The organism is Acidilobus sp. (genome assembly GCF_049973875.1).
GTDB lineage: Archaea > Thermoproteota > Thermoprotei_A > Sulfolobales > Acidilobaceae > Acidilobus.
Genome location: NZ_JBMFJI010000021.1, coordinates 1 through 14,861, shown reverse-complemented (window position 1 = coordinate 14,861; position 14,861 = coordinate 1). Strand labels below are relative to the sequence as shown.

The following is a 14,861-nucleotide window of genomic DNA, read 5'->3' as shown; positions in this document are numbered from 1 at the left end:
GACTGCCCCTCAGATGAGAGATGTAAGAGCGAATCGATGGGGGGAGCCCTCGCCCTTCAGGGCGGGGGGAAGTCAGTGAGGCGCGGGCCTTGGCCTGGAGGCTCGTGTGCCCCAGGTGCGGCTTCAGGGGCGAGGAGGGCAGGTACTACCACAGGTGCCCCAGGTGCGGCTCGCCGCTGGAGTTCGAGGGGGATAGGCCCAGGTATGGGAGGCTCCTCGGCGAGGGCTCAACCCCCCTGGTCTACAGGGAGACGCCGCTCGGCCCCATAGGCTTCAAGCTGGAGTACGTCAACCCGACGGGCAGCTTCAAGGACAGGGGCACAGCTTACTCGCTTCAGCTCGCCAGGGACCTCGGCTACAGGTGCGTGGTTGAGGACTCGAGCGGCAACGCGGGCATCTCCACGGCCGCCTACGCCTCTTTCCTTGGGCTGGAGGCCGTAGTGGCTGTGCCCAGGACTGCAGCCCCCTCCAAGAAGTCTATAATATCCTCGCTGGGGGCGAGGGTCGTCGAGCTCGACAGCAGGGAGGACGCGGCGAAGTACGCGGAGGCCATGGCGGGCAGGTGCTTCTACGTGGCCCACGCTGTGAGCGCGGCCTTCCTTGAGGGGATGACCTCAGCCGGCAGGGAGGTGCCGGAGGGCTCCGCCGTGGTCGTCCCATCGGCCAGCTTCTCGCTGTTCCTCGGCATCTGGAGGGGCTCAGGGGGCAGGGTCAGGCTGTACGCCGTGCAGGGGGTTCAGAACGCCACCCTCAGGGGCCTCGTGGAGCCCATAGCCGTTGGCTCCGGCAGCACCTCGTCCCTGGCAGACGGCCTGGTGCTCCCCTCAGCGCCAAGGGCCCAGGAGGCCGCCGACGCCATAAGGAGGAGCGGGGGAGGCCTGGTGCTGGTCTCGGACAAGGAGATAGCGGAGGCCACCAGGGACCTCTGGTCCATGGGGCTCATGGCCGAGCCCACCTCGGCCTCAGCTTATGCGGCGCTGAAGCTCCTGAGGGAGGCGGGCATCGACGTGAGCGGCTTCATAGCCGTGCTCACGGGCAGCGGGCTGAAGTTCTACGACCTGGTCTCTAGGATCCGCACCTCGACCTGAGCTCCTCAACGCAGGACCTGACGCACTCAGCGAAGTCCCTCCCTCCCAGGCTGATCTCCGCGCACCTCTCCCTGCAGACCTCCACCACGTGGCCCCTGGTGAAGGGGTCGCACTCGTCGGAGCCCATGGCAGCTCGTGTTACTGGGCTCGGAGACGTTTATCAATTTTTGTATACAGTATTACAAGGGTATTTTCAGGTAAATATTAGGAGAAACCTTTTTAGGCTTTTTGGGTTCTATTAAATATTTGGAGAAGAGGTGAGAAAAATGGAGAGGGGGTACAGGCAGGCAAACAGGCAGAACCAGAGGCTTGAGGCCGTGGCTGACCTATACATAGCTATCTACAGGGTGAGGTCCGGGTGATAAATAGTCCCTGCAGCCGTCGCGGCCGCTGTTGATGAACGCCCTTTTCCTTTTCTTCAGGGTTCGTTTTGCAGCCTTTATGGTCCCGATCTCAGTCAGACAACTTGCCAAGCTTCTGGAGCTGCTCCTCAACGTCCTTCATGCCGAGCCTTTCAAGCGTTGACCTCCTTATGTAGCCGGTCCTCCTGTCCCACCCAAAGGCGTCGTAGGCCTCCTCAACGAGCCCGTCCGGGTTCTCAACCTTGAGCCCCTTGGCGGGCCCCGTGAGTATAGGCGTTATCATCCTCTTGGGCAGCCTGTCGTGCTCCTTAGTGAGCCCCTCCCTCAGGTTGAAGGCCCTCTTCAGGTTCCACGTCCTCTCGCCGGCCAACAGCACGTCCTGGGGGGTGGTCTCTATGCCTGTCAGCGCGCTGTATATCCTGGCAATCCTCCTTGGACTTATGACTCCGCTCTCAGGCCCAGCAGAGTAGAATATGCAGAGGCCCACGTTGTTGAACGCCTCCCCGTAGCTGGCAAGCACCCTGTAGGCTATCCCCTTCCCGACGCCCGTCTCGGCTAGCCTGTCAGGCAGGGGCCACGGGAGGCCGAAGTCCTTGAGGCCGGCGTCGACCTGCATCATGTCGTACGACGGGTATATGGGGTGCACGTGGCAGGCGCCCCTCGGGCTCACTGCATACTGTATGGCCAACAGCTTGGACTCGACCCTGGGGTCGTGGGCGGGGAACTCGAGGCCCTTGACGTGGTTAACCAGCTCCTCGGCGCCCCTGCCTATGGCCTTGGCGGCCCTGTAGCTCCCCTCAGCCAGCAGGTTCCCGAAGCCCTTCCTGTAGGCTATCATCTCGACAAGCTTCACGTGGGTCTCGGGGTCGTTCCACCTCAGCTCAAGGCCGCCGGTGTCCTGCTTCGTTATTATCCCCTTCTGGTACGCCTCTATGGCCCACGCTATGGTGTGACCCGTTGATATGGTGTCCAGGCCGTAGTTGTTGGCGAGGTAGTTGACCCTTATTATGGCCTCCATGTTGTCTATCATGTTCATGGGGCCGTTCATGTCGGTGGTCTCGTACTCGGGGCCCTCGTTGGGCGGGGTGGCGAAGGGGCCGTAGGCTACGTAGCTGTACCTGCTGCACCCTATTGCGCAGGCGTGGCAGGCCCTCCTCTTTATCATGTAGTTCCTCTCGAGCGTCTCGTGCGACACCCTGTCGGCCGCCTCAAAGTAGCCAGTCTCAAAGTTCGCAGTGGGGAGCCCTCCCATGGCGTTGGTTCCCAGGAGCCCGCCTATGGTGCCGTGCTGTCCCATGAACCTCTGGCCCGGGTCGGCCTTTATGCCCCTCTGGGCCTCAAGCGCGGCGGCCATGAAGCCCTCCGGGTCGTAGACATCTATCCCCTCGCCGCCGGCCGCCACCACGGCCTTGAGGTTCTTCGAGCCCATGACTGCCCCTCCGCCCGTCCTGCCGGCCGCCCTGTCGTAGTCGTTTATTATGGCGGCAAACCTGATCAGGTTCTCCCCAGCTGGGCCTATGGCTGCCACCGAGGCCTCGTGAACCCCGGTGTCTTCCCTGAGTGCGTCAGTGACCTCATGTACTGTCATGCCCCAGTACCTCTTTGCGCTCCTTATCTCAGCCCTGCCAGACTCAAGGTATAGGTAGACCGGCTCGGGGGCCCTGCCCCTTATGACTATGAGGTCAAAGCCGCTGTACTTCATCCACGAGCCGAACTTGCCCCCTGACCTCGTCTCCCCCCAGCCGCCCGTCATGGGGGCCTTGAAGGCCCAGTATATGTTGCCGCTGCCCGGGGCCAGGGTCCCCGTGAAGGGGCCGGCGGTGGCTATGAGGATGTTGTCGGGCGAGAGTGGGTCGACTCCCGGCTGAAGCTCATCCCAGAGAACCTTGGCGGCGTAGCCGAGGCCTCCCATGTACATCTTGACGTAGTCCAGCCTCAGCTCCTCCACGCTGGTCTTGCCAGCGGATAGGTCGACCCTCAGGACGCGGCCCTTGTAGCCGTACCACTTCACAGCAAGTCCCAGCCTCCCGGGGAGGCCAAGCCGTATAAAGTGGAGCTCAGGCCTGTAAGGCCTATCCATGACTATAGGAGGGCTTAGTATTAAGACGCAGACTTTAGCTCAAGGAAGAATTAGTCTAAAACAAGGTGATGGGAAGGGTTAAAACCTGCGACCCCTCCCGAAGCCGCGCCTCCTGGGCGGGGCGTCCTCAACTACCTTGTCGGAGAGGTTGTTTGACGTGTTCACATTCTCTATCTGGGCGTCCGACTCGCTCAGGGTGCCGCCGCGGCCCAGGTTCAGCCTCATGTGGCCCTTGAAGGTGCCCACGAAGCCGTTCCTGACTGTTATGACTGCGCCCGGCCTGACGGAGTCTATGTTCCTGTCCCACAAAGTCATGAGTATGCTGCCGCTCTCGTCTCCAACTAGGGCGTCGGCAACCCTGTGGGTTGACCCGTCCCTTCCGCTCACGCTCCTGGGCTCCTCAACCTTGACAACCTTCACTGTGAGGCTGTCAACGTTGACGCCAGGAGCCAGGTCCTTTACCTGCACTCCTATTTACCCATTTCCCGTTGGGCGGGGCCCTTATAAGCTAAGATGAAGTGCTTGGAGGGCGACGTGGCCGAACTAGTCAGTATCAACATTTTTAGGTGTCACTGGGGAGGGAACCCCGTGGGAACATGAGGCTGCTCTTCGTTGTAATGGACGACCCCTCGGGCCTTGAGGGGTCCATAAGGGCCGCCCACGCCTTCCACTACGCCGTGAGCCTGGCGAAGGCGGGCCACGAGGTTAAAGTATACCTTGACGGCCCGGGCGTCAAGATCCCGGTGTCAGAGTCGCCCTACAGGGGGCTCAGGCCAGCGTTTGAGGAGGTGCTCAAGAACAACCTTCTCCTGGGGGCCTGCGGCTACTGCGCCTCCCCTCCGCACCTGAACCTGAGGGAGAGGCTCAGGGGGTTCAGGCTCATAGGCGATGAGGAGCACCACTACGCCTTTGAGGACCTGGTGGCGCAGGCTACCAGATAATAATGGCTTAGAACTTAAGGCCTGGCACAAAGCTTTAATTGGTTCCCCTTGGAGCTCTAGCGCTGGTGGGCCCGTCGTCTAGATTGGTTAGGACGCCGCCCTCACACGGCGGAGGTCGCCGGTTCAAGTCCGGCCGGGCCCACCACCTTTAGTCACAGCTTTATGGGCTTCCCATGGCCAGGGTAGATGACCCTGGGCCTAAGCTCAAGGAGCCTCCTGAGGCTCTCCTCAGCTAGGGCGTGGTTCACGTTAAGGGCCCTGGATGGCAGCGAGGGCCTCCCGTTGCGGCTCACTATAGCGTCGCCGCTGAACATCACTTCATCCTTAACGTAGGCCGTGCTGCCCGGCGTGTGCCCTGGGGCAAGAACCGCCCCGTAGCCCTCGATAACGTCACCCTCGTTGACCCTGACGTCTATGTGAACGGCCCTGGCCCTGAGCAGGGCCTGGAACAGCGCCGTCAGGGCGCTGCCCGAGGGCCTGGCCCTCCCCTCGATCACGTCGGCCTCCAGCGAGGGGGCAACGACCCTGCAGTTGAAGGCCTTTACAATTTCAGCCGCGTACCTGACGTGGTCCACGTGCTGGTGCGTTATGAGCAGGTACCTGACCTTCACCCCGTGCTCCTCGGCGACCCTGGCCACGTCGCTGGCCCTGGCCCCGGCGTCTATGAGGACCCCGTCGCTGGTGAGGTAGGAGTTTGACACGCCCTTTACGTGGAAGACCTCCATATGGCGGACGCCCGGGTGGAAACACTAGAGAAAGGTAAAACGCGGGCCGGCCTGGGCCAAGAAAAATAGACTTAGGTGGGAAGGCTAAAGCCTCTCAGCCGGCGGCCCTAGGCCTTATGTAGAGGGGCGCCAGCGCGTTGAGGAGCAGGTCAAGCCCTGAGACCGCCAGGGCCACCTCAAGCAGGGTAGGTATCAGCGTCATCGTGTAAAACTGGACCCCGAGGCCTCAGCTGACCTGATAGCCTCAAGGCTCCCCATAAGGGTCCCCAGGGACTTCGTGCTTGGCATAATAAGGAACGCCGAGTACCTCTTCAGGCCAGCGGAGGACGTGGGGAGCTTCACGAGGCTCGTGATGAAGTACCTGGGCAACGCTTAACTCCCGCGGGGCCACTGAGACTTAGGGATGACGAGAGGTCTCATTAGGCTAAGCCGTGGCCGAAGCGCTCTTCGCCGACCCTCAGGCCATGTTCCTGAGCTCGTTGAATATGTAGGCGGAGCCTCCCAGCATGGCTCCAGCGATCACGTACGTGTACCCGAAGCCGACAGAGTTGGCCAGGAAGCCCGAGGCCAGGGACCCGGCGAAGTAGGCCGAGCCCGTGAGCGTGCTGTAGAGCCCGAGGCCCCTGCCCTCCCTGTTGCCCTTGAGCACCTCGAATACCATGACGTTGGAGGCCGTGAAGAACGTGGCAAAGGCTATGCCGGCGGCCAGGGGGTAGAGCGTGAGCCCAGTGCCGAGCAGGTAAACGGGGCCTCCTCCCGCGGCCGTGGCGACGCCGATTCCTATGTAGGAGGCCCCCCTGGCCAGGAGGGCCCTGTAGGAGGCCCCGGCGTTGCCCCTTGAGGCAGCTATTATCTTAGGCGCGAGCTGGAACCCGGCCACCTGGGCCGCCATGCCGGCGGATATCACTAGGAAGACCTCTGACCTGGAGAGGCCAAGGACCCTCAGGCCGTAGGGGTAAAGGGTGTTAAATATGCCGGACGAGACGTAGAATATAGTTATTGCTATGAATAGCATGGGCACGTAGGCCGCGGGGCTCCTGCCGAGCTTTATGAGCCTCAGGGACTTGAAGGTGCTCTTCGACGGCAGCCTCAGGAAGAACGTGGGCACAAGCTTTACCCTGAGCAGGAAGCCCTCAATTATGTGGAGCAGGGACTCCCTCTCAAACGGGATCGGCGACCTGGGCACCGTGAGGGAGGCCCACGCCACTGAGGCGGCGGTGATCATTGTCATGACCTCAACTATGGCCCTGGTGGGCATGAGGCCCGAGGCTATGGCCGCGGCCACGTCCCCCGAGAGGTAGCCAACGGAGGAGAGCATGTTATACCTTGAGTAGGCGGAGCTCCACCTGGACTTCTCTATGGTGTCTATTATCAGGACGCTGACAGCCATGCCTACGGCTGAGGAGAAGAGGGACGCGGCGGCGTAATATGCCGCCACCTCGGCCAGGGAGCTCGAGAAGGCCAGGGCTAGGAGCGAGAGCAGCGTGCCGGCGAGGCCCACGGTCAGTACGTCTTTCCTGTCGTACCTGTCGAGGGCGAAGCCCCATATGAGGGAGGCCAGTATTGAGGCGGCGGTGCCGGCTGATATGGCGTAGCTTACCCCTACCGCCCCTCCCCTGAGCTCATAGACCTCAAGCGTCACCAGCGTGGAGAGGGGCCCCATGGCGAGGTTGAACGGTATCAGCGATATCATCCAGTCCCTGCGGTTCAAGCTCTTCCCTTGAGAGTGTAAAGAGGGCCCTCTTTAAAGCCGAGGAGCCCTCAGGCTCAGGGGTTTCGCGTGGGCCGCGTGCTTGACGAGCTCAGGGGCCACGTGGCCGACCTGACCAGGCAGGTGGAGTCGTCGCTTCACGGCCTCAGCCCAAGCCTTGAGGCCCTCAGGAGGTTTGTGGTGAACGAGATGTACATAGCGCCCTACGACTACAGGGCGCTGTCGCTCTTCGTCCCCAAGGCGGCCTCTGACGACGAGGTGGACTTCATAATGGGCCTCCTCGAGGGAGGGCCCAGGTGGATAAGGAACATAAGGTCTCTTGCAGGTGAGCTGGGGGTGTCCTACAGCCCTGACCAGGTGAGCCCTGACGCCGTGGCCTACTCCCACTTCCTGACGTGGCTTGGAGTCAACGGCGCCATGGGCGACCTGGCGGTGCTGGTCGGGGTTAACTTCAGGTCGTTCTGCGTCAACACCAGCGTCCTGGCGGAGTGGGCCGAGTCCCTCGGCGTGAGGTCTGCGGGCTTCCTCAGGTGCAGGGGAATAGATGAGGCCAGGGAGTCGCTCGCTGAGACAATAGCGGAGAGGTACCTAAACATGGAGATGTACAGGCACGTGGCCCTGTCGGCCCAGACCTACGAGCTTAACTTCTGGAGGCACGTGGGCGGCCGGTAACACCTAGGGCGGCCTTCCAAGGGGCTGCGGCTTAAGCCGGGGCGAGTAACACAATTAGGTTCCCCTTAGCTTGAGTTAGCATCATGGGGCGCGCCCTTGTTAAAGGTGTGGACAGCCGCGCTGCTGATATTACTTATAGCGGTAGCCCTCAGTCCCTATACTGTCAGCACATCCGCGAAGGCCTCGGCCACCCTGCCGGTTCTCCTTAACGGGAGCTCCGTGGGGCTCTGCTACCCCTACCTCATAGCCCAGGACGGGGTGCTGAACCTGGCCACGGGCTCCTTCACCGATCCTTGGCCTGGCGACGTCGCCCTGGGGGCATCGTGCGGCGACGGCTTTATGGCGGTCCTGGGGTACCAGGGCACATACTTCCTGTACTCCTCCAACGCGTCCCTTGCCTGGGTGGTCAGGGAGCCCTACTCGGACATAATAGGCGTGTACAATGGGATGGTGGTCTACAACCTGAGCAACGAGGCCTACGTCGAGGGCCCAAGGGGCACGGCCGCCGTAATCCCATTGCCCCAGGGCTCCCGAGTCCTTTCGTTCAGCTACGCCAACGGCCCCCTGCTCCTTGAGGACGTCAACGGGACCCTGGCCCTCCAGTCGCCCCAGGGCATGCTTTCGCTTAACGTGAGCGGCCTCGGCGGGCAGCCCGCGGGCATCCTGAACGGGACAAGGGCCTACGTCTTCGGCTACATCGATGGCCAGGGCCCCATGCTCTTAATATTTGACGTCAGCGCCAGCCCGCTGAGGGCCGTCCCCGTGGGGGAGTTCGTCGCCAGCTTCGTGCCGCTCGCCGTCTACAGGGCCTGGGGCGACGAGCTCGTTGTCCAGGGCCTCCCTGGCCTGGAGCTGGTCACCGCCTGCTGCGGCAGGACCAGGGTACAGGTCATAGGTGACGCGCTGCCGGTGCCAGACGGCTACTACATGCCGTCCTCGGGCTACAGCTACGTCATGAGCGGGGGCTCCTGGTACCCGGTCCCAGGGCTTGAGGTGGCCTCGCTGGGAGGGGTGGCCTTCATAACTGACTACAATGGCGTCACCATGCTCGCGCCGGCCGTGCCGACAACCTTGGTCGCGGGGGTCCCCGTGTACGGCACGCTTAACGTAAGCGGCCTCCTGGTCCGGCTGAACCTCACGCCTGGGGCGTATGAGTTACCGACACCCTCCCTGCTGGCCGTGGGCAACAGGCTCCTTGACCTGCTGGGGGGCGCGCTGGCCTACCCTGCCAAGGTTACCGGGCCCGTGGGGGCTGTTTACATTGTAAGGCCGCCGGCGGCCTCGCCAGTGGAGGCCTTCAGCCAGGTCACATACATGGCCTCAGGGGATGGGTCCCTCCTGCTAGTGGTGCCTTCAAAGGCCATGGTGATCTCCCCCGGCGTTAACATAACGCTGCCCCTGAGGCCCTTGGTCATACCCGGCGAGTGGCTCTACGGGGGCCTCGGGCCGGGCGGGATAGCCCTGTACTCGTCCAACGGCACCATCTACGTGTTCAGCTACGGCGGGAGCCCCCTGGCGGCCTACAGGGCCAACATAACTTTCGTGCCCACATACATGGGGGTCTACAGGGCCTACGGAGGCTACTACGTCATGGTTGAGTCCTCGGGCCCCTTCGGCGCCTACATGTACGTCTACGGCCCTGGCGGCGCCAGCGAGTACCGGCTGCCGTCGCCGGTCGTCGAGGACCCGTCATCAGGAGTTGCAGTTACGCCAGCAGGCGTCCAGGCCCCTGGGCTTAACATCAGCCTGCCCGCCGTTGTGAGCACGGCCTCGGTCAACGGGGCCTCGGCGGCCTTCCAGGGGACTGACGGCAACCTGTACATAGTGAACCTGAGCTCCATGACGGAGTACGTGGTAATGCCCGCCTGGGGCGGCTACCTGAGGTACGCGCCATTGCCTGGAGGGCTCCTTGCAATATACAACGAGAGCAGCTTCACCGTTGAGATCATTAGCTACGAGGACCTGGTCCAGGGCGCCTGGCAGGTCAACATCTCAGCGGCGCCCCCCTCGGCCGCCATATACATAAACGGCACCAGGGTCGGCGTGGGCTCCGCCACGGTCTATGACGTAGCGACGCCAATTAACGTGACCGTCTCGGCCGCGGGCTACGCTGCCTACTCCTCCACCGTGCTGCCCCTGACGTCTGAGGACATAAAGGTCAGCCTCAGGCCTATCACTGTGTACGCGGCGCTCTCGGTGGCCTCGCCAATACCCGTGAGCTACGTCGGGGGCTACATAAATGGGTCAAGCTTCAGGCTGCCTGTCAACTCGAGCCTCCAGCTGCTCTCGGGCATCCCCTACGAGGTCGAGGTCAACCACTTCTACCCGCTTAACGTCTGCGCCCCCGTGAGCGAGCTGGTGACCATGAAGTCCAACGGCACCATCGAGGTAGTGTGCAGCCTCACGACACCCGTCCTAAGGCTAGTCAGCTCGCTCCCCGCCTCAGTTAAGGTCAGCAAGTCAGGCGTCACCGTGTTCTCGGGCCAGCTGGAGCCCGGGGTGCCGCTCTACCTGCCCGTGTCGCCGGGGAGCTACGAAGTGCTCTCTGCTGCTAACGGCCTCTCAGCCAGCATTACAGCTAATGTCACGCTGCCCCAGCTCTACTCCTACAACGTGACGCCGACGGCGCCGCCCGCCCCTCCCAGGGGCACAATAGAGGCCGTGAGCAACGTGAGCTCCGCCTCGGTGTACGTCAGGTTCCCCAACGGCACCATTGTGGCGGTCGGCGTTGGCCGCGTGGAGGTCTCTGTATCCCCGGGCCAGTACGTGGTTTCAGCAGAGGGCAGAGGCTACGCGGGCGTCAACAGGACAGTGACGGTCTCCCCGGGCTCCACAGTGAACGTCACCCTGGGCCTCGTCCCTGTCATGCACAGGGCCCCTGTCGTGAGGAACGTTAAGTACTACATTATAGCCGGGGCCCTGGCCGCCACTGCGATAGCGGCCTACATGGGCTACTCCTACTACAGGTCAAGGTCCCCCTACCAGGAGCAGCAGGAGATCTGATCACTGGGCCGCCCTGTTGAGGAGGGCCAGGAACTTTGATGGTATGCCAGTGCTGAGCATCTCTACAGCCAGCTCCACGTCAGCCGAGGATGCCCCGAGGCCAAGCCTCAGGGCAGCCCTCAGGGCGGCCCTGACGAGGCTCTCCGGGTACCTGCTCGTCGCAAGCCTGTAGGCCCTGACGGGGTCATCCATGAGGTACTGGACGAAGCTCTTGCCCACGGTCTCCCTGAAGTAGACCTCCAGGTCAGCCAGGAGGCCCAGGGCGGCCCTCCTGAGGCCGCGCTCTAACATGAGGGCTTCAGGTTCCCGCGCGCTTGAAATAGGCTTCACCAAGCCTTAGCTTTGGAGCCCATTGGTTAAAAGCGAAGGCGTGCGGCCAGGCCAGCAGCCCTGAATGGGCTCTAGACGCGGATAATACTGAAGCCGCTGGCCTTCCTGGCCCTGTTCATGACTGCGAGGCCCAGGCCCCTCTCCTCGAAGCCCTCCATGAAGGCCTCATCCACGTCAAGCATCTCATCTATGGCCCTGAACGTCTTGAACAGGTTCCTGGCCACTATGAACACGTTGCTCCTAGGGCCGAGCACCAGGTGCCTCAGGCCCTGCTGCTCGTAGTACTGGGCCGTCTCGGAGGAGCAGAGTACTATGGGCCTCATCCCCTTGGCCATCTCCTGCTTAACCACCTCGGCCACCTTGGCCGCGTAGGCCTTTAGGTCGCCGTAGTCCCCCTCAACTATGGTCAACCTCTTGAAGGGGGCGTAGTGCCTGTACTTCATGCCGGGGGCCAGGGCCACGTCGGCCTGTCCCAGGCCCCTCGCGAACTGCGGTATAACTACCTCCTTGCCCAGCTCCCTCTCTATCTCCTCCACCGGCAGCCCCCCGGGCCTCAGGAGGACCGGCGGGTCCCTGGTCATGTCAACTATGGTGGACTCGACGCCGTAGACTGTCTCGCCTGAGTCAATTATGACATCGGCTCTGCCGTAGAGGTCCCTTACCACGTGCTCACCAGTTGTCGGCGAGGGCCTGCCCGCGAGGTTAGCGCTGGGGGCTGCTATTGGGACCCCGCTCTCCCTTATGAAGGCAAGGGCCACGGGGTGGGCGGGCATCCTGACGGCCACTGTGGGCCTCCTGGCCGTCACCTCCGGGGGCACCTTGTCCGACTTCCAGAGAAGCAGAGTCATGGGGCCCGGCCAGAACCTCCTGGCGAGCCTCTCCGCCTCGGGAGGTATCTTAACTGCCACCTCGTAAAGCTGGTCGAGCGAGTGTATGTGGACTATGAGGGGGTTGTCCATGGGCCTCCTCTTGGCTATGAACACCTTCTTGACGGCCTCTGGGTTGTAGGTGTCAGCCCCCAGGCCGTAGACCGTCTCCGTGGGGAAGGCCACTATGCCGCCCGCCCTTATGGCGGCGGCCGCCTCCCTCACCAGGTCCATGTCTATGTTCTCCGGGTCTATCCTCAGTATCTTGGTGTTTACTCTGAGGTCCTCCAAGGGCGCTCACTAAAGGTTAAGTGACATCCCTAAGGTTTAAACGTTATTTATAAATTAAGAAATATAAAATATCTAAAGTTAATGACGTCCATCGCCTCCCGCGGGCCTCAGTGACCTGTAGGGGCCCCTGAACTTGGCGTAGACGCTGACGTCATAACCTATCTTGATCACCCCTGCCAGGAGCACCGGCAGCTGGACGGCCCCAGCGCTTACCAGGGCGCCGACTATTGCACCGCCTGGCAGGGAGGCCAGCAGCCTGGCGGTGTTAGTCAGCGAGTTGGCCGGGGCCAGGTCCTCCCTGGGAAACACCTCTGACATGAAGGCCTGCCTCGTAGGCACGTCCATCTGGGAGAGCGACTGCCTCGCCAGTAACATGGCCGCCGCCAGGGCGAAGCTGGGCGAGAGGGCCACGCCGACAAGGAAGACGTTAGAGGCCAGGTGGCTGAAGACCATGACGTCGAGGTTGCCGTAGCGCCTTGCCAGCGGGTACGTGGCCAGTATGGAGACCCCGGTTAAGGCTAGCGCTATGGAGAAGAGAGGCCCAAGCCTGCCCAGGCCGACGCCGTAGCGGTAGTGGAACCAGAAGGAGAGCAGGGACAGCGACACGAGCCCCCCTCCGAAGGCGTCGGCAGCGAACATGGCGGCCAGCAGGGAGGCCGTTGACCTCGACCTATCGTTAGAGAAGTACCTCTTGCCTGACCTCCTGGCCGGCATCGTGAGCCTGGAGTAGAGGGCCAGCATAGCCAGGCCCGAGGCCACGAGGCCCAGGTAGACCACCCTGAGGTCCCGGAGGGGCGTCACGGCAAGGCTTCCCAGCGACGAGGCGGCGTAGCCAAGGAAGTTGTAGATCGTGTAGGCCATCTGGGGGTCCCCGGAGACCAGCGGTATCACAGACGTCTCGACGGACTGGTACGGCCCTGCCTCGGTGCCCGTGGCGCTTATGTTGCCGAGCGCCAGGAACGCCATTATGACAGCCACTTCTCTGGAGGCGTAGAGGGCGACGCCGCTGGCGGCCGTCAGCGCCGACATTGCCATCAGGGTCAGCCTGAGGTCCTGCCCTCGGAGCCTGGCCACCACAAGGTTTGACGCCACGTTGCCTAAAACCATGAGCACGACGGCGGCGCCAACGTAGAGCGGCCCAAGGCCGAGCGACTCCAGGTACAGGGGAGTCACGACGCTGACAGCAGCCGAGCTCAGCACCCTGATTAACTTAACCAGGTAGAGCGGCAGCTCCTGCGGAGTCAGGGACCTATCCTGGCGGTCTCAACAAATGGAGAAAAATAAAAATTTGAGGCTGCTAAGCTGCTAAAAATTTTACTTCCTGAAGCCCCACTTGTTTATCCTCAGGCCGAGCACGCCGTTAGAGGGTTATCCAGGCGCCTTCGAGCTGGTATTCGACGGCTTCAGGAGGGCCTTCGTCAGGACCACGTTCCCGGTCTACCTGGAGGAGCTCCCCCGGGCCTCACGTCGCACCCCTCCGTAGTTGACATGGTGCCCGAGGAGTGGAGGACCCTGGACGGCAGGCCCGTCACCATCTACAGGGTCGAGGTCAGGGACCCGTGGGCCTACAGGGACCTCAGGAGGTTCAGGGTGGTCAACGACTTCATAAGTCCCCTCAGCCAGGCCCTGGCGAGGATCAGCGCCCTACCGATGCACAACGTCGAGCTTAGGGATGGGAGGGTCGAGCTTAGGGACGACGGCTACTCCTTCCCCCAGGTGACCTACGCCAAGGTGGTGCTCTACGACTGGTACGGTGAGCACAGCCGTGGGAGGTACTACAGGCTCTACGTGAACGGGTCACTGAAAGAAGAGGGGGACGTCAGGGACCTCGAGGTGATCGCTGACGTGGCTGAGTGCCCCTCGGCCGTGTGCGACAGGGTGAGGGCCTCCGTCAGGGTGGTCTCAGAGCTCAGGAGGTCGCCCGTAGACGTGAAGGGCCTGATAATGTGGAGCAAGGCGCTGAGGGTCCTGATGAGGGAGATAAGGTACGCCAGCATAGGGAAGGCGCTCACAACAAACGAGGCCTGGATCGCCATGGCTAGGAGGTACGTGGTGCCCAGGGTGGTCCGGAGGGTGGAGGGGCTGAAGACAATTGACGACCTGGCATACATGGACCGCCCAGGCCTCCTGCTGTACCCCGAGGGCAAGTGCTACGAGGGCGTGTACCAGGTCGACTTCTCATCCATGTACCCCTCGCTCATAGCGAAGTACAACATATCGGGCGAGACCGTCAACGCCTGTGACGACGTGAGGGTGGGCCCTTACACCGTGTGTAGGGCCGAGAGGGGCATAGTGGCTGAGGCCGTGGAGAGGCTGATAGCGCTCAAGGAGCTCTACAAGGGAATCGATGAGGACCTGGCGGAAGCCTTCAAGTGGGTCCTCGTGGCCTCCTTCGGCTACCTGGGCTACAGGAACTCGATATTCGGCAAGATAGAGGCCTATGAGCTCGTGACCTACCTGGCCAGGGCCACGCTCAGGCTGGCGATGGAGCTGGCCAGGGAGATGGGGCTTGAGGTGATTCACGGCATAGTTGACTCGCTCATGGTCAGGGGGCCGAGGGATTTGGTCGGGGAGTTCGTCAGGAGGGTTAACGAGGCTACGGGGCTGAGGCTGAAGCTTGAGGACGAGTTCAGCTGGGTCCTGTTCACGAGGTCCCGCGAGGGTATGCCCTACCCGCAGAGGTACGTAGGCAGGAGGCCCGACGGCTCCCTCAAGGTCAAGGGCCTGCTCAGGTCTAACCAGCCCGTCCTTGTCAGGGAGTTCTACGAGGACGCCCTCAGGCTTATGGCCAG

General features: G+C 62.4%; 14 protein-coding genes and 1 tRNA gene. 7 read left to right on the top strand and 8 right to left on the bottom strand.

Annotated features, from left to right (window positions below; genetic code table 11):
• The first annotated feature begins 89 nt into the window (after nt 1-89).
• Complete coding sequence (locus ACP5H1_RS06795; RefSeq protein ID WP_427973306.1) at nt 90-1,088, top strand: threonine synthase; 999 nt, start codon at nt 90-92, stop codon at nt 1,086-1,088.
• On the opposite strand, the gene ACP5H1_RS06790 is transcribed toward ACP5H1_RS06795, so the two are convergent.
• The 3 genes from ACP5H1_RS06790 to ACP5H1_RS06780 all read right to left on the bottom strand — a co-directional run bounded on the left by ACP5H1_RS06790 (nt 1,066) and on the right by ACP5H1_RS06780 (nt 3,998).
• Nucleotides 1,066-1,215: a hypothetical protein gene (locus tag ACP5H1_RS06790; RefSeq protein WP_427973304.1), complete on the bottom strand. Its 150-nt coding sequence runs from the start codon at nt 1,213-1,215 to the stop codon at nt 1,066-1,068. The genes ACP5H1_RS06795 and ACP5H1_RS06790 overlap by 23 nt on opposite strands.
• Before the next feature lie 326 nt (nt 1,216-1,541).
• Entirely contained in the window at nt 1,542-3,530 is a 1,989-nt protein-coding gene (locus tag ACP5H1_RS06785; protein ID WP_427973302.1) for an aldehyde ferredoxin oxidoreductase family protein, read from the bottom strand.
• A 78-nt stretch (nt 3,531-3,608) separates the two neighbouring features.
• Nucleotides 3,609-3,998 (bottom strand): single-stranded DNA-binding protein, encoded by a 390-nt coding sequence (locus tag ACP5H1_RS06780; protein WP_427973300.1) that lies wholly within the window; start codon nt 3,996-3,998, stop codon nt 3,609-3,611.
• 128 nt (nt 3,999-4,126) lie between these two features.
• Here ACP5H1_RS06780 and ACP5H1_RS06775 point away from each other — a divergent pair, with 128 nt between their 5' ends.
• Together ACP5H1_RS06775 and ACP5H1_RS06770 are read left to right on the top strand one after the other, a co-directional pair.
• Complete coding sequence (locus ACP5H1_RS06775; RefSeq protein WP_427973298.1) at nt 4,127-4,471, top strand: hypothetical protein; 345 nt, start codon at nt 4,127-4,129, stop codon at nt 4,469-4,471.
• A 67-nt stretch (nt 4,472-4,538) separates the two neighbouring features.
• Nucleotides 4,539-4,616, top strand: a tRNA-Val gene (locus ACP5H1_RS06770).
• Between the two features lie 7 nt (nt 4,617-4,623).
• Here ACP5H1_RS06770 and ACP5H1_RS06765 read toward each other — a convergent pair.
• Nucleotides 4,624-5,196 (bottom strand): MBL fold metallo-hydrolase, encoded by a 573-nt coding sequence (locus tag ACP5H1_RS06765; RefSeq protein ID WP_427973295.1) that lies wholly within the window; start codon nt 5,194-5,196, stop codon nt 4,624-4,626.
• Nucleotides 5,197-5,653: 457 nt separating this feature from the next.
• Entirely contained in the window at nt 5,654-6,907 is a 1,254-nt protein-coding gene (locus ACP5H1_RS06760; RefSeq protein WP_427973293.1) for an MFS transporter, read from the bottom strand.
• 69 nt (nt 6,908-6,976) lie between these two features.
• On the opposite strand from ACP5H1_RS06760, the gene ACP5H1_RS06755 reads away from it, so the two are divergent.
• Both ACP5H1_RS06755 and ACP5H1_RS06750 read left to right on the top strand, forming a co-directional pair.
• Entirely contained in the window at nt 6,977-7,579 is a 603-nt protein-coding gene (locus ACP5H1_RS06755) for a TenA family transcriptional regulator (RefSeq protein WP_427973290.1), read from the top strand.
• A 105-nt stretch (nt 7,580-7,684) separates the two neighbouring features.
• Nucleotides 7,685-10,582 (top strand): PEGA domain-containing protein, encoded by a 2,898-nt coding sequence (locus ACP5H1_RS06750; RefSeq protein ID WP_427973312.1) that lies wholly within the window; start codon nt 7,685-7,687, stop codon nt 10,580-10,582.
• Here the strand turns inward: ACP5H1_RS06750 and ACP5H1_RS06745 are convergent, their stop codons facing one another.
• From ACP5H1_RS06745 to ACP5H1_RS06735, 3 genes are all read right to left on the bottom strand, one after another.
• On the bottom strand, nt 10,583-10,915 hold the full coding sequence (locus tag ACP5H1_RS06745; RefSeq protein WP_427973288.1) for a hypothetical protein: 333 nt from the start codon (nt 10,913-10,915) through the stop codon (nt 10,583-10,585).
• 68 nt (nt 10,916-10,983) lie between these two features.
• Nucleotides 10,984-12,069, bottom strand: a complete 1,086-nt coding sequence (locus ACP5H1_RS06740) for an L-threonylcarbamoyladenylate synthase (RefSeq protein ID WP_427973287.1) — start codon at nt 12,067-12,069, stop codon at nt 10,984-10,986.
• A gap of 78 nt (nt 12,070-12,147) precedes the next feature.
• Nucleotides 12,148-13,287 (bottom strand): MFS transporter, encoded by a 1,140-nt coding sequence (locus tag ACP5H1_RS06735; protein ID WP_427973309.1) that lies wholly within the window; start codon nt 13,285-13,287, stop codon nt 12,148-12,150.
• A 115-nt stretch (nt 13,288-13,402) separates the two neighbouring features.
• Here ACP5H1_RS06735 and ACP5H1_RS06730 point away from each other — a divergent pair, with 115 nt between their 5' ends.
• Both ACP5H1_RS06730 and ACP5H1_RS06725 read left to right on the top strand, forming a co-directional pair.
• Entirely contained in the window at nt 13,403-13,552 is a 150-nt protein-coding gene (locus tag ACP5H1_RS06730; RefSeq protein WP_427973285.1) for a hypothetical protein, read from the top strand.
• 5 nt (nt 13,553-13,557) lie between these two features.
• A partial coding sequence (locus tag ACP5H1_RS06725; RefSeq protein WP_427973282.1) for a DNA polymerase domain-containing protein occupies nt 13,558-14,861 on the top strand: 1,304 nt, incomplete at its 3' end.